Below are 13783 nucleotides of genomic sequence, written 5' to 3'. Positions count from 1 at the left end.
GGGCATCGCGACATCCACCAGCCGGCCGATGCCGGTCTGTTCGCATATGAATATCGCAATCATGAGTGAACAGATCACGCTGCAGTGCAGCATTGCGGGCCACAAGGCCGATACGTGCGCCGTGCAGCGCCACGGTAGGCCGTCAGCCCGCCCCGCTCGCCAGCGTCGCACGACGTAGGACCCGGTCTGTATCGAAATCCTTGCCGCATGGCCTCGTGCGACGGGCGCAAGACAGGCACCAACGCTGCGCAAGCCACGTGCGGTTCAACCACAAGGCCTTCGTCGGCATCGGCGTTACGCCCGATACCATCAAGACCTACGAATACTCCGAAGAGCTGGTGTGGGCACGCGCGCCCAATACGCACCGACGCATCCGCCTGCGTCTGAGCAACGATGCGCATGTGGTGACCTTCGACTATTGCTTCGACGATGGCCGGCAGTGGATCAGCCACCCCACGCGCATGGAAATGTCCGGCTTTCACCACAACGTGTTCGGCGGCTTCCTGAGCCTGCAGCTCGGCATCTACGCTGCGCAGCAAGGCGCAGTGGTGTTGCGTGATTTCAGTTACCGCGCGCTGCGCTGAGCGCGGTCTGCAGCATCCAGCGATGCGGGTAAACGGCGGGGTCCGGGGGGACCCCGCCGTCAGACCTGGCGTGGCTAACAAAACGTAGCTGCACAGGCGTTTTGCTCGCTGCTCCTAGCCGCAGCAGTAGCAGACGTTGCCCTGGCCCAGGTCGCCGCCAAACTCCGGACACTCGGCTTTGCAGGCCCACGCACTACACGATTCGGTTTTCGGCTGTGCGTTATCCACCGCCATGACCTGGAACGCACCGAAACCGGTACTGGCCAGGAACGTGGCCGCCATCAACGCCGTCCGCAAAGTACCCCAACGCTTCTTCATGCATTACTCCTTCACCGTTGCCAAAGCCGCTGGCGCATCCGTGCGGCGCAACGCGGCGACCAGGTCCTGCACCTGCTCCGTGGTATCGAAGACGCCAAGACGGGAATGGCGCACGCGCCCCTGCCCATCGATGGCCATCAGCAGTGGCACGTTGCGCGCGCGAAACAGCATCAGTGCGCGACGATCGGTCAACGTGACCACCGGAAAATCGAAGCCATGCACATGCGCATAGCGCGCAGCCTGCGCCGCATCGCACTGGCATACGCCGAGCAATTGCGGACGGCCGGGCAGATTGGCCTGCAACTGCCTTGCCGCACGCAGCACGGTGGGTGCCGAGCGCTGGCAATACGGGCAGGTGGTGGTGAAGAAGAACAGCACCTGCGCCTGTCCCTGCGGCACGCCGAGCAGATGGCGTTGGCCCTGGGTATCGGTGACCGCGATGCGCGGCACGTACATGCCGTCATACGGCGCGCTGATGCGGGTCTGCAACATCCGCTGCTGCGCGCGCAGCTGCTTGTTCTGCCAGGCGAGCACCGCGATCAATGCACAGGCAACCAGCAGCCCGATCCAGAGCCAGGGAAAACGTCGCGCCATGCCAGCTCCAGTAGCGTCATCAAGCCCGAGCCTTGCCCAGGCATGAGCTGATGGTCAATGGTGATATCGACAACTGCGATGTCGCGCGGTGCGGGGCTGTGGACGCGGTCACGCCCCGGCGCTTGGGCTTGCCAGTGCCGCGGCAGTCGGCACGGAGCGATTGCGCAACTGCGACGCTGCAGGTGGAGCGATGCCACCGCGCCGCACCGGCGCGCGACGCATCCATCGCCGCGCCGTAATCGCGACCGGACCATGCGCGGCAGGCGCACGACATGCCACACGCATGCCATGCCGCAGCGTGGACATGCACGGCATCGATTGCCCATGGCGTACAGTCGCGTGCCCCATACACGCCAGGCCGCACGTTTCGATGCCTTCCTATCTTCCCCTGCTGGCGGTCGCCGCCTGCCTGTTGCTGCCGCTGCAAGACAGCCTCGCTGCTGCGCCCGATCGCAACGCGCCTGCCGCGGTTGTCTCAAGCTGCACGGCCGATGCGTACAGCAGCTGTCCGTCCTGGATGCCGTCGCAGCAGGAGATGCGCACGGTGCTTGCCGATTATTTCTGCGACGCCGCCGATCGCGGGCTGGTCCGGCCGCGCGTGACGCGCGTGGTGCGTGCGGAGACCTCGCAGGTCACCTGCGCTGCGCTGGGGCCGGAAACCAATTCCAATATCGCCTGTGGAGGCGATATGCAGTTCATTGGCCCGGACGGCCGCACCGATTTCCTCACCTTCAGCCCGACCATGCATCGTCAGGACGATGGGCGCTATGCGATCTATGAAGGCGAGGACGAAAACGGCAACGCGGTGTGGCACGCGCCCTCGCCGCAACGCGCGTCGAAGGTCTGCACCGGCCAGCCCTTGCGCTGACGAGCGTACCGGAGCTGCCACCGGCGGGGTCTCCTGCGACGGCGTCGGTCTGCGCCAACGGGGCGCGCAGCCGGTCGCTGCAGCGTGCTCAGTCGTCTTCGGGCGGCGGCAGCACGATGCCGTCGGCATCGATGGCGAGCTTGCCGGCCATCAGCACCGCCTGGGTGCGGTTGGTGACGCCGAGCTTGCGCAGGATCGCGGTGACATGCGCCTTGATGGTGGCCTCGGACACGCCTAGATCGTAGGCGATCTGCTTGTTGAGCCGCCCGGCGCCGAGCATCTGCAGCACGCGGAACTGTTGCGGGGTGAGATCGCGCAGGCGCTGGCCCACTTCGCGTTCTTCGCTGTCGGTCGGCGGCAGGTTCTGCGCCTCTGCCGGGATCCAGCGCTCGCCATCGAGCACCGTGGCCAGGGCGCGGCCGATGGTGTCCGAATCGGCGGACTTGGGAATGAACCCGAACGCGCCATGGTCGATCGCACGCCGCATCACCGTCGGCTCCTCGCGCGCCGACACCACCACCACCGGCAGCTGCGGATGCAGCGAGCGCATGTGCACCAACGCACTGAATCCCTGCGCGCCCGGCATGTTGAGATCCATCAACAACAGGTCGGCATCCGGTTGCGCATCGGCCAGGGTGTACAGCGCATCCACCGTGTCGGCCTCGAACAACTGCACGCCCGGCATCACGCGCTGCACAGCCCCGCGCAAGGCCTCACGGAACAGGGGGTGGTCGTCGGCGATCAGCAGGGTGGTCATTGAGGGGCCGGGAATCAGGAATCGGGAGTGGGGAATCGGGAATTGCAAAGGCAACAGCGAAGGCAGCAAAGCAACAGCAACAGCAACAGCAACAGCAACAGCAACAAGACAGCGATAGCGAGGCGGCGAAGTCAGTGTGACGGGTTGGGAGATCAAATCGACGTGGGCAGACATGGCCTGGGGACCGCTTCCACAAATCCCCATGCCGCCTATTCCCCACTGCTCAGGGAACCGCTTCGACGATTCCCCACTCCCGATTCCCCATTCCTGACGCGCGTCAGCGCGCCAACCGCTCGTTCACCAACGAATCCACCACCGACGGGTCGGCCAGGGTCGAGGTGTCGCCGAGTTGGTCGGGGGCGTTTTCGGCGATCTTGCGCAGGATGCGGCGCATGATCTTGCCCGAGCGGGTCTTGGGCAGGCCCGGTGCCCACTGCAGGTGGTCGGGCGAGGCGATCGGGCCGATTTCCTTGCGCACCCAGGTCACCAGTTCCTTGTGCAGTTCCTCGCTCGGGGTTTCGCCGGCGATCAAGGTCACGTAGGCATAGATGCCCTGGCCCTTGACGTCGTGCGGGAAGCCGACCACCGCCGCTTCGGCGACCTTCGGGTGCGAGACCAGCGCGCTTTCCACTTCGGCGGTGCCGATGCGGTGGCCGGACACGTTGATCACGTCGTCCACGCGGCCGGTGATCCAGTAATAGCCATCGGCATCGCGGCGGCAGCCGTCGCCGGTGAAGTAGCTGCCCGGATAGGTGCGGAAGTAGGTGTCGATGAAGCGCTGGTGGTCGCCGTACACCGAGCGCATCTGGCCCGGCCACGAATCCAGCAGCACCAGGTTGCCTTCGGTGGCGCCTTCCAGGACCTTGCCTTCGGCATCCACCAGTGCCGGCTGCACGCCGAAGAACGGCAGGGTGGCCGAGCCGGGCTTGAGATCGACCGCGCCGGCCAGCGGCGAGATCAGGATGCCGCCGGTTTCGGTCTGCCACCAGGTGTCCACGATCGGGCAGCGGCTGTCGCCGACCACCTCGTAGTACCAGCGCCAGGCTTCCGGATTGATCGGCTCGCCGACGCTGCCGAGCAGGCGCAGGCTCTTGCGCGAAGTCTTCTTGACCGGCTCCTCGCCATCGCGCATCAGCGCACGGATCGCAGTGGGTGCGGTGTAGAAGATGCTGACCTTGTGCTTGTCGATCACTTCCCAGAAGCGCGACACGGTCGGATAGTTCGGCACGCCTTCGAACATCACCGCGGTGGCGCCGTTGGCGAGCGGGCCGTAGACGATGTAGCTGTGGCCGGTGACCCAGCCCACGTCGGCGGTGCACCAGTAGATGTCGTCCTCGCGCAGGTCGAACACCACTTCGTGCGTGTAGCTGGCAAACAGCAGGTAGCCGGCGGTGGTGTGCAGCACGCCCTTGGGCTTGCCGGTGGACCCGGAGGTGTAGAGGATGAACAACGGATCTTCCGCGTTCATGCGCTCGGGTTCGCACGCGGCCGGCTGGCCGTCGACCACATCGTGGAACCAGCGATCGCGCGGTGCCTGCATCTCGACCGCACCACCGGTGTGACGCACGACGAGCACCGTTTCCACGGTGTTGGTGCCGGGCAGTTTCAGCGCTGCATCGACGTTGGCCTTGAGCGGAATCTTCTTGCCGCCACGCAGACCTTCGTCGGCGGTGATGATCAGCTTGCTCTGGCAATCGATCACGCGGTCGGCGATCGAATTGGCCGCAAACCCGCCGAACACCACCGAATGCACCGCACCGATGCGTGCACAGGCGAGCATGGCCACGGCGGCATCGACGATCATCGGCAGGTAGATGGTGACCCGGTCGCCCTTCTTGACGCCCAGGTTGCGCAGCGCATTGCCGAGCTTGCAGACGCGCTCGTACAGCTCGCGATAGGTAACCGGATAGGACTGCGCATCCGGGCTGTCGGGCTCGAACAACAGCGCGGTCTTGTCGCCGCGCGTGGCCAGCTGGCGGTCCAGGCAGTTGACGCTGGCATTGAGCTCGCCATCGCCGAACCAGCGGATATGGAAATCCTCCAGCGCGTAGCTGACGTCCTTCACCTGGGTGGGTTGCTTGAACCATTCCAGCCGCTGTGCGGCCTTGCCCCAGAATTGCTCGGGATGTTCGATCGATTCGCGATACAGCGTTGCGTACTGCTCGCGCGTAATGCGCGCATTGGCGGCGAACGCGGGATCGACGGGATAAACCTCAGCCATGGCACCCTCACTTGCGATGAACTTGTCGGAAGAGGACGTTGCGGCTGCCCTCGGTAGACAATCAGTGTGCCGTATCCATTCTGTCCCGGCGTTCAACCGGGCCTTAGACCTTGGTCTTACCTGCCGCAGCCGGTGATCCGCAATCCGTTGCCGGCCCTGGTGCGACGATCGGTCACCTTGTGGAATGCTGCGCTGCAGCTACGACCAAAGGCGAATAGGCTGCAAAGCGCGGACTGCCTCACGCTCCGCACAGCATCGCCATCAAGCGCGAGGCCATATCGGGGAGAGGGGTCCATGACACACCGTACTGCACCGTTAGTGCGCCATCCGCTGGCGGCTGCCTTGTTGATGGCGAGCATCCTGCCGGGCGTGGCGTTCGCGCAGACCGCCAAGGAAAAGGCGCTGGAAGCGCGCATCGCCGAGCTCGAGCGTCAGGTCCAGCTGCTGGTGTCTGCGCAACAACAGCAGCAGGGCCAGATCACGCAGACGCAGACCCAGGTGACCGAGGTGCGTGCCGCACAGGCGCAGGCACCTGCCGCGCCGGCGGTGCCGGCCGGCAAGCGGCCGATCCAGCTGACCAGCATCACACCCAATGCAGCGGCGGGGACGACGTTCCGCTACGGTGGTTTCATCAAGGCCGACTTCATGACCACCCGCACCTCCGACGGCGCATTGCCCGAAGGCGCGGTGGGGCGCTACCTGTACATCCCGACCCAGACGCCGGTCGGTGGCCAGGCCTCGAGCACCGACACCGACTTCCACGCCAAGTTCTCGCGCTTCAACCTGGGCGTGGACACGGTCACCGAAAACGGCGACAAGATCACCGGCTTCATCGAGCTGGATTTCTTCGGCAACGCGCTGGCCAACCAGGTCAACAATCTATACGGCGGCACCCTGCGCCACGCCTACGTGAGCTGGAACAACTGGCTGGCCGGCCAGACCTGGTCCAACTTCATCGATTCCACGATCCTGCCCGAGGCGGCCGACATCGTCGGGCCGACCGACGGCGCGCTGTTCAGCCGCCAGACCCAGATCCGCTACACCCGCGGCGCCTTCAGCGTGTCGGCGGAAAATCCCGAGACACTGACCACGCCCTACCAGGGCGGCAACACCATCCTGGCCTCCGACCACGGCGCGATGCCGGACCTGACCGCGCGCTACAACTGGAAGGGCACCTGGGGCACGTTCGGCCTGTCGGCGATCGCGCGCCAGTACCGCACGCGTAGCGCGCTCACCAACGACACCGACTTCGGCGGTGCGATCGCCGGCGGCGGCCGCTGGATCATCAACGCCAACAACGATCTGCGTTACCAGCTCAGCTACGGCGAGGGCCTGGGGCGCTATCTGGGCCTGGGCAACGGCTCGGATGTGGAGATCGACATCGACGGCAACATCCAGACCGTCAGCACGATCGCCGGCTGGGTGGCCTGGCGCCACGACTACAACGCCAAGCTGCGCAGCACCATCATGTATTCGCGCGTGAACTACGACCACGACATCGCCAACACCGGCGCGCTCGCGAGCAAGTCGCAGCAGAGCATCCGCGCCAACGTGTTCTATTCGCCGCTGCCCAAGGTCGATGTGGGCGCGGAGCTGATGTACGGCCGCCGCGAAGCCGAGAACGGCGACAGCGGCGACATTTCGCGCCTGCAATTCACCACCAAGTACAGCTTCTAGTTTTTGCCACTGGCGGCCCGCTCCACTGCGGTGGAGCGGGCAAGGCCACCGTCGTTTTACCAGCGCTCTACCAGGAGACAGACAATGACCGTCTCGAATGACGCACTGATCGCCAAGATCGATGCCAATCCGAAGTACCACGCACTCAAGCGCCAGCGCAACACGCTGGGCTGGACCCTCACCGTGCTGATGTTGCTGGCCTATTACGGCTACATCGGCCTGATCGCCTTCGACAAGGAATTCCTCGCCAAGCCGATGGGTGAAGGCGTGACCTCGATCGGCATCCCGATCGCGATCGGGGTGATGGTGTTCACCATCGCCATCACCGCCATCTACGTGCGCCGCGCCAACAACACCTACGACCAGCTGACCGCGCAGATCCTCGAGGACGCCCGCAAATGAGCAAGTATTCGCGTCTTCTCCTGATCCTGGCCGGGCTGCTGCCGGCCGGCATCGCGCTGGCCGCCGGCGGCGACATGGGCCAGGTCGACAAGCAACCCACCAACTGGGTGGCGATCGGCATGTTCGCCTTCTTCGTGCTGGGCACCTTGTGGATCACCAAGTGGGCGGCGGCCAAGACCAAGTCGGCCTCCGACTTCTACACCGCCGGCGGCGGCATCACCGGCTTCCAGAACGGCCTGGCGATCGCCGGCGACTTCATGTCGGCGGCCTCGTTCCTGGGTATCACCGCCGCGGTGATGGCCAACGGCTACGACGGCCTGATCTATGCGATCGGCTTTCTGGTCGGCTGGCCGATCCTGACCTTCCTGATGGCCGAACGGCTGCGCAACCTCGGCAAGTACACCTTCGCCGACGTGGCCGGCTATCGCTTCGCGCCGACTGCCATCCGCAGCTTTGCCGCGTCGGGCACGCTGGTGGTGGTGCTGTTCTACCTGATCGCACAGATGGTCGGCGCCGGCGCGTTGATCAAGCTGCTGTTCGGGCTGGACTACTGGGTGGCGGTGACCCTGGTCGGCGTGCTGATGATGGTCTACGTGCTGTTCGGCGGCATGACCGCCACCACCTGGGTGCAGATCATCAAGGCGGTGCTGCTGCTGACCGGCGTGACCTTCATGGCCGTGGCGATCATGTGGCACTTCAACTTCAGCTTCGAGGCGCTGTTTGCCGAGGGCGTGCGGGTGAAGACGGCGATCGCGGCCAACGGCGGTGCATCGCCCGAGGACGCGGCCAAGGCGGGCCTGTCGATCATGGGGCCGGGCGGTTTCGTGAAGGACCCGATCTCGGCGATCTCCTTCGGCATGGCGCTGATGTTCGGCACCGCCGGCCTGCCGCATATCCTGATGCGCTTCTTCACCGTTCCCGATGCCAAGCAGGCGCGCAAGTCGGTGCTGTGGGCCACCACCTGGATCGGCTACTTCTACATCCTGATCTTCATCATCGGCTTCGGTGCGATCGCCCTGGTGCTGACCAACCCGCAGTTCGCCGATGTCACCACCGGCACCATCCACGGCGGCAAGGGCGCGGCCAACATGGCGGCGGTGCTGGTCGGCAACGCGGTCGGCGGCAACGTGTTCATGGGCTTCATCTCGGCGGTGGCCTTCGCCACCATCCTGGCGGTGGTCGCAGGCCTGACCCTGTCCGGTGCCTCGGCGGTGTCGCATGACCTGTATGCCACGGTGATCAAGAAGGGCAACCCGGCGCCGGGTTCGGAGCTGAAGGTCTCGCGCGCCACCACCCTGGTGCTGGGCGTGATCGCGGTGCTGCTGGGCATCGTGTTCGAGAAGCAGAACGTGGCCTTCATGGTGTCGCTGGCATTCGCCATCGCCGCCTCGGCCAACTTCCCGGTGCTGATCCTGTCGTTGTTGTGGAAGAACTGCACCACCCGCGGTGCGGTGGTCGGTGGCTTCCTGGGCCTGATCTCCTCGCTGGTGCTGACGGTGCTGTCGCCGTCGGTGTGGGTGGACACGCTGGGCAATGCAGCCGGCTCGGCGCCGTTCCCGTACACCTCGCCGGCGCTGTTCTCGATGACCATTGGCTTTGTCGGCATCTGGCTGTTCTCGATCCTGGATCACAGCCCGCAGGCCGCCAACGAACGTGCCGCGTTCAAGGCGCAGCAGATCCGTGCCGAAACCGGCCTGGGTGCCAGCGGCGCGTCGGGTCACTGACGTACAGTCACTGAGCAGTCGCAGAACGCCGGCCTAGTGCCGGCGTTTTGCGTTTTGGCCAAGGCTGGCAGCGGGCAGCGCCTGTGTTGCCACGTCCCTACGATCGTCTTCTGACGCGAAAGGCGGGGGTATCGGTCGACCGCGCGCACCGCGCCGGTGCCGGCAGCGATCCAGCATCGTGACGACCTGTGCGCAACGCCCCGTCAGACCTCGGTGCGCTGGCGTCCGACGCGCTGCGCGCGCATGCACGACAGCGCTGCGTCCTCGCGTGGCATCGATGCGATCGCATCGTCCGCTTCGTTTTCCACGCAATGCCTGCGCGATCGCGAACAACCGCAACACCAGCGAAGAAATTAAGTCATCTAGGGTGACTAAATTGGCGCACAAGCCGAACGCTGATCACGCACGGCTTGGCCTCACCCCCGGTATCGACCGGCTGGCGAGTGCGCTGCAAGCGAGTCCGCCGATTGCGTCGACCTGTCGGCTCTCGTCCATCCCTTGCCCTTGCTGCACCTACGAACCGGGACACAGAGACCATGCCGACCACCCTCGTTCCACATCCCCTGGCCCGTGCCTGCCGCCTGCTCGGCGTGCTGGCCGTGCTGGCGGCCATGCCGCAACTTGCTGCGGCATCCTGTGGCAATACCGCCAACAAGATGGCGGAGATCCTCAACGACAAGTTCACCGCCGATACCCTGGTGCTGGCCCACCGCGGCCTGTGGGGCAAATACTCGGGCGATCCAGCGATTCCGGAAAACTCCAGCCGCGCCGTGCTCAATGCCGACGTGCAGTGCATGGACGGCGTCGAGCTGGACGTCAAGGTGACCCAGGACGGCATGCCGGTGCTGAGCCACGACTTCAATCTTGGGCGCACCACCGACGTGTACACCGTCGTCGGGGGTGCCAAGTACAACCCGAGAACCAACCAGGGCGCCAACCCGCTGGTCAGCAGCCTGTCGTTGGCCAACATCAAGCGACTGCACCTGCTCACGCCGGACCGTGGCACCGTCACCGGGTGGGAGATGTACAGCCTGGACGAGTTGTTTGCGTACTGGAAGCGCAACAACATGCAGCTGCCGCTGATCTTCGACGTCAAGTCGGCCGATGGCGTGCGCGCGGTACACACCGCTGCCCTGAAGGCGTTTCCCGATCATCCCGAGCAGGTCGTGGCGATGAAGGTCAACGCCACGTTGTTCCCGCACCCTGCCGCCTTTGTCGGCAACTCCCGGTATGTGCATGCCATCCCGGTCTACACCACCAACATGCTGGCGAAGATCGATGTGCCGGCCAGTCGCGTCGAATGGCAGCGCTATGCCCACACGCTGGAAATCAACGTCAAGCAGGACGATGGCCTGTTGCAGGGCCAGAAGAACGCAGCGCGTGCCGAGGGCAAGCGCATTGCCATCTTTCAGGCCATTCCCGATGGCCCGGGTGCCGGCGAGTTCATCAGCAACAACGGTTCGTGCTGCTACCGATTGTCGCAACTGTATTCCTCGTACCAGGGCAAATCCGATACCGCAGACCACCGCGGCGACATCGGTTTCCTGATGTCGCAGCGGTTCGGGCTGATTACCACCGACGACCCGAAGTCGACCATGCGCACGCTGAAGATCAACGGGCGGCGCATTTCGCATTACGCCCCGTAACGCCTTGACGGCATCCGGTGCGGCCGAGGTTGCCGCACCGGATGGCTGGCAAGCGTCAATCGCCGCTGTTTCGGAGGGAGATGTCATGTCCAGGTCATTCAACGTTTCTGTGGGTCCTGCACGCGCGAGGCGCTGCGTCTTGCTGCTGCTCGCTGCCTGCATGACCACGCAGGCTGCCATTGCGTCGCCGGCAGACGCAGATGCGGGCAAAGAGGCTGCGCCAGCGGAACAGGCACGCCGCGACAATGCGGACAGCGCCGCTGCGTCCATCGAACGCGCGGTCCTGGCCGAACACGCAAGGCGCCAAGGCCTTGCCGATGATCCGCAAACCGCGGCCCTGCTGCGCGAGGCTGCCGACACCGTGCTTGCGCAGGCCGAGCGCGACCACCTGCTGCAGAGCGTGACGGTGTCGCAGGCCGCTATCGCACGGCGTTTTGCCGAACGGCCGGGCGACTTCGACGAATTCCGGCTCAGCCATGTCTTCATCGCCGAACAGCCCGAGTCGGCGCCGCGGCGCAGTCATCCATTGAGTCAGGCGCAGGCCCTGGAGCGTGCGCAGATGCTGCGCCGTCGTATCGCGCGTGGAGGCGATTTCGCCCGACTGGCCGCCGAGGAATCCGACGATGGTGCCACTGCCGCCGACGGGGGGCAGCTGTCGTCGATGTTCGGCCTGTACCTGGACACCCCTTTCGCGGCGCCGGTGCGTGCGCTGGCGGTGGGCGACGTGTCCGGCCCCGTGCGCGGTCCCGGCGGCTATCACCTGATCCGCCTGGAGGAAAAGCACACCGCCACCCTCGACACCGTGGGCGGGATGATCGAAGCGCAGCTGCGCGAAGAACTGCGCGATCGCGCCATCGCCCAGCTGGTGCGGGACCGTTCTGCGCAAGCGGCGGGTCTGGCGTCCTCGGAGCAGGGCCAGCGCAGCGCCGAGGCGGATGCACCGCGGATCCGGCAATGAGAGGGACCGGCGCGCCGTTCCGATGGCTGCTCCTCGTGGCGCAGGCGCTGGCCTTGTCAGCCTGTGGTACCGGAGCGCGGCAGGACTTCCAGGCCGAAGCGACGCTGCAGGCCAGCGCTGCAGGAACGGGGCGCAGCAGCGCCGCTGCCGCGCCGGGCGCGCTTGCCGCGGCGTCGTATGCGCGCGCGCAGGCCTATCGCCGCTGCGCCATGCTTGCCGAAGCGCCGCCGGCGCCGTCCGTTGGCGATGCGGACCCGGCGGAGCCTGGCGCGCGCGCGGCGGTGTCGCAACGCGCACGCGACCATGCTGCCCGGCTGAAGGCGTGCCAGCACGTGGGCGAAGGCGAGTACGCGCAGGTGGACCAACTGCTGCGTCAGGCTGCCGCCGGCGGCAATACCGACGCGCAGCTGGAATTGCTGCGTCGACGCGCCGGCCTGCTGCTGGAGCGCCAACCCGCGATCGCCGAAGACGGCAGCCCGCAACCGCTCTCCCGGTCCGATCGTGCCGAGGCCGAGCAGGTGCTGGCCGACCTGGAGACGATGGCGATGCAGGGCAACCGGGCGGCGATGCCGGTGCTGGATCAGTTCGTGTCCTCGCCGCTGCTGGCGAGCGCCGAGCCGCTGTACGGCGATGCCTGGCGACTGGTGGCCCAGCAGCCGTTCGGACATCCGTTGCCGCCTGCCGCCCCGCTGCGCGGCGAGGAGATGTTCGAGGAGATGGATGCCGCCACCGAGCAGCAGGTGGTGATGCTTGCACGGGAGCTGCATGCCAGCTGCTGCGCGCGCTGACGCAGCCTCCGCGCCGGGCAGGCTGCCGTAGCGCCAGCGGCAGGGCGAAGCGCACGGCGTGCACGGCAGGCGGCGTCGCTGCCGGCGCGCGCACTAACGGAAGTAGCGCGCCTTCAGCGGCAGCGTGGCTGCCCCGATCGCGCAGGCGTCGGCCGGTGCCTCGGCCGGCAGCAGCACCGGCATCGGCCTGGCCTGGCCGCGGCGCGGCAGGTTGTCGATCTGCACGGCGGCGATCAGGCGCCGGGCCAGGTCGGCCGGCAGGCGGCCGCCGAACACGATCGCTTCCGGGTCGCACACCGCAGTGATCGCCGAGACGATCAACGACACCCCCGGCGCACTGCGCGCGATCCAGCGTTCGATCGCCGGCCAGCGCGGGTCGTAGGCGGCCAGCAGGCTGCGTACATCGGCAAACACCACGCCGTCGGCGGCCAGCAGTTCGCGCAGCAATTCCAGCGTGGCGCGTTCGAGCTTCTGCGCCGGCAGCATGCCGGCGAATTCACCGGCATTGCCGCGCGCACCGCGCATGACCTGGCCGTCGATGACCAGGCCACCACCGAACCCGTAGCTGAGATAGAGATAGGCAAAATCGCGGTGGCGACGGCCCACGCCCAGCATCGCTTCGCCGGCGGCGGCCACGCTGCCGTCGTTGTCCATCCACACCGGCTGCGCGCAGGCCTGCGCCAGCCAGGGCGCCAACGCGAACTCGCCAAGCGCGCGCAGCGGTTCGGGCGGATTGATGCGCCCGTCCTCCCCGGTGAAAAACCCGCTCATCGCCAGCCCGATGCCCAGCCGCGGCCCCGCCGCGTGCTCCAGGCCTGCCAGCAGCGCCGCATCGCCGGCCTGCAGCTGCAGCAACACCGCATCCGCACTGCGTGCGTCCAGCGGCAGCTCGCTGACCGCCAGCACCTGGCCGGTGAAATCCACCAGCGCCAGGGTCAGCGCATCGGTGGCGATGGACACGCCCAGGGTGTGGCCGTGCGCCGGATTCAACGACACCGCCACCCCCGGCTTGCCGCGCCCGGCACGTGCCACGCCGCTGCCCATGTGGACCATGCCGCGCGCCTGCAGGCCTTCGATCAGGCGCACCGCCGTCTGCACGGTCAGCCCGGTGCCGCGGCTGAGGTCGGCGCGGGTGAGCACGCCGGCCAGGCGCAGGCGGTCGAGCATGTCGCGCTCATTGCGGCTCAGGACGGGGAAATGCGGCGAATGCGGCGGCAATGCGACAGCAGCAGTGGACGGCATGGCG

12 protein-coding genes and 1 pseudogene are annotated in these 13783 nt (G+C 66.5%); 8 read left to right on the top strand and 5 right to left on the bottom strand.

The window, feature by feature from the left end; translation table 11 throughout:
* Positions 1 to 263: 263 nt before the first annotated feature.
* A pseudogene (locus H7A87_RS19700) lies at positions 264 to 584 on the top strand (xylan 1,4-beta-xylosidase); the annotation flags it as partial.
* A 114-nt stretch (positions 585 to 698) separates the two neighbouring features.
* Here the strand turns inward: H7A87_RS19700 and H7A87_RS19695 are convergent.
* Together H7A87_RS19695 and H7A87_RS19690 are read right to left on the bottom strand one after the other, a co-directional pair.
* The gene (locus H7A87_RS19695) at positions 699 to 902 is read right to left on the bottom strand and encodes a hypothetical protein (protein ID WP_016901788.1); all 204 of its coding nucleotides are present in this window, start codon (positions 900 to 902) and stop codon (positions 699 to 701) included.
* Positions 903 to 905: 3 nt separating this feature from the next.
* A complete protein-coding gene (locus H7A87_RS19690) occupies positions 906 to 1469 on the bottom strand; it encodes a TlpA disulfide reductase family protein (RefSeq protein WP_180497050.1) in 564 nt (187 codons plus the stop codon).
* Positions 1470 to 1866: 397 nt separating this feature from the next.
* On the opposite strand from H7A87_RS19690, the gene H7A87_RS19685 reads away from it, so the two are divergent.
* Entirely contained in the window at positions 1867 to 2364 is a 498-nt protein-coding gene (locus H7A87_RS19685; protein WP_119129879.1) for a hypothetical protein, read from the top strand.
* Positions 2365 to 2452: 88 nt separating this feature from the next.
* Here the strand turns inward: H7A87_RS19685 and H7A87_RS19680 are convergent, their stop codons facing one another.
* Complete coding sequence (locus tag H7A87_RS19680; protein ID WP_010374372.1) at positions 2453 to 3121, bottom strand: response regulator transcription factor; 669 nt, start codon at positions 3119 to 3121, stop codon at positions 2453 to 2455.
* A 277-nt stretch (positions 3122 to 3398) separates the two neighbouring features.
* On the bottom strand, positions 3399 to 5342 hold the full coding sequence (gene acs / locus H7A87_RS19675; RefSeq protein ID WP_115678106.1) for an acetate--CoA ligase: 1944 nt from the start codon (positions 5340 to 5342) through the stop codon (positions 3399 to 3401).
* A gap of 294 nt (positions 5343 to 5636) precedes the next feature.
* On the opposite strand from acs, the gene H7A87_RS19670 reads away from it, so the two are divergent.
* The 6 genes from H7A87_RS19670 (at position 5637) to H7A87_RS19645 (ending at position 12537) form a co-directional block, all read left to right on the top strand.
* Entirely contained in the window at positions 5637 to 7019 is a 1383-nt protein-coding gene (locus tag H7A87_RS19670; protein ID WP_180496812.1) for a DcaP family trimeric outer membrane transporter, read from the top strand.
* 84 nt (positions 7020 to 7103) lie between these two features.
* Positions 7104 to 7421, top strand: coding sequence for a DUF485 domain-containing protein (locus tag H7A87_RS19665; protein ID WP_104585619.1), 318 nt, complete (start codon positions 7104 to 7106; stop codon positions 7419 to 7421).
* A complete protein-coding gene (locus H7A87_RS19660; protein ID WP_104585622.1) occupies positions 7418 to 9145 on the top strand; it encodes a cation acetate symporter in 1728 nt (575 codons plus the stop codon). Before H7A87_RS19665 ends, H7A87_RS19660 begins: the two co-directional genes overlap by 4 nt.
* A 611-nt stretch (positions 9146 to 9756) precedes the next feature.
* A complete protein-coding gene (locus tag H7A87_RS19655; RefSeq protein WP_232087986.1) occupies positions 9757 to 10791 on the top strand; it encodes a glycerophosphodiester phosphodiesterase family protein in 1035 nt (344 codons plus the stop codon).
* Between the two features lie 160 nt (positions 10792 to 10951).
* Positions 10952 to 11749: a peptidylprolyl isomerase gene (locus tag H7A87_RS19650; protein ID WP_180496811.1), complete on the top strand. Its 798-nt coding sequence runs from the start codon at positions 10952 to 10954 to the stop codon at positions 11747 to 11749.
* Positions 11746 to 12537, top strand: a complete 792-nt coding sequence (locus tag H7A87_RS19645) for a hypothetical protein (RefSeq protein WP_119129875.1) — start codon at positions 11746 to 11748, stop codon at positions 12535 to 12537. The genes H7A87_RS19650 and H7A87_RS19645 overlap by 4 nt, the downstream gene beginning before the upstream one ends.
* Positions 12538 to 12630: 93 nt before the next feature.
* On the opposite strand, the gene H7A87_RS19640 is transcribed toward H7A87_RS19645, so the two are convergent.
* The gene (locus H7A87_RS19640) at positions 12631 to 13779 is read right to left on the bottom strand and encodes an ROK family transcriptional regulator (protein WP_115678103.1); all 1149 of its coding nucleotides are present in this window, start codon (positions 13777 to 13779) and stop codon (positions 12631 to 12633) included.
* Positions 13780 to 13783: the final 4 nt, after the last annotated feature.

Origin of the sequence: Xanthomonas sp. CPBF 426 (assembly GCF_903989465.1) — a bacterium.
Classification (GTDB): Bacteria; Pseudomonadota; Gammaproteobacteria; order Xanthomonadales; family Xanthomonadaceae; genus Xanthomonas; species Xanthomonas euroxanthea.
The sequence above is the reverse complement of the archived record's forward strand: the minus strand, read 5'-3'. Positions and strand labels throughout refer to the sequence as shown.

Bases quoted from the DNA above. Each gene is read 5' to 3' on its own strand.
- H7A87_RS19695 (WP_016901788.1), bottom strand. From the start codon at position 902: ATGAAGAAGCGTTGGGGTACTTTGCGGACGGCGTTGATGGCGGCCACG.
- H7A87_RS19685 (WP_119129879.1), top strand. From the start codon at position 1,867: ATGCCTTCCTATCTTCCCCTGCTGGCGGTCGCCGCCTGCCTGTTGCTG.
- H7A87_RS19680 (WP_010374372.1), bottom strand. From the start codon at position 3,121: ATGACCACCCTGCTGATCGCCGACGACCACCCCCTGTTCCGTGAGGCC.
- acs (WP_115678106.1), bottom strand. From the start codon at position 5,342: ATGGCTGAGGTTTATCCCGTCGATCCCGCGTTCGCCGCCAATGCGCGC.
- H7A87_RS19670 (WP_180496812.1), top strand. From the start codon at position 5,637: ATGACACACCGTACTGCACCGTTAGTGCGCCATCCGCTGGCGGCTGCC.
- H7A87_RS19665 (WP_104585619.1), top strand. From the start codon at position 7,104: ATGACCGTCTCGAATGACGCACTGATCGCCAAGATCGATGCCAATCCG.
- H7A87_RS19660 (WP_104585622.1), top strand. From the start codon at position 7,418: ATGAGCAAGTATTCGCGTCTTCTCCTGATCCTGGCCGGGCTGCTGCCG.
- H7A87_RS19655 (WP_232087986.1), top strand. From the start codon at position 9,757: ATGCCGCAACTTGCTGCGGCATCCTGTGGCAATACCGCCAACAAGATG.
- H7A87_RS19650 (WP_180496811.1), top strand. From the start codon at position 10,952: ATGACCACGCAGGCTGCCATTGCGTCGCCGGCAGACGCAGATGCGGGC.
- H7A87_RS19645 (WP_119129875.1), top strand. From the start codon at position 11,746: ATGAGAGGGACCGGCGCGCCGTTCCGATGGCTGCTCCTCGTGGCGCAG.
- H7A87_RS19640 (WP_115678103.1), bottom strand. From the start codon at position 13,779: ATGCCGTCCACTGCTGCTGTCGCATTGCCGCCGCATTCGCCGCATTTC.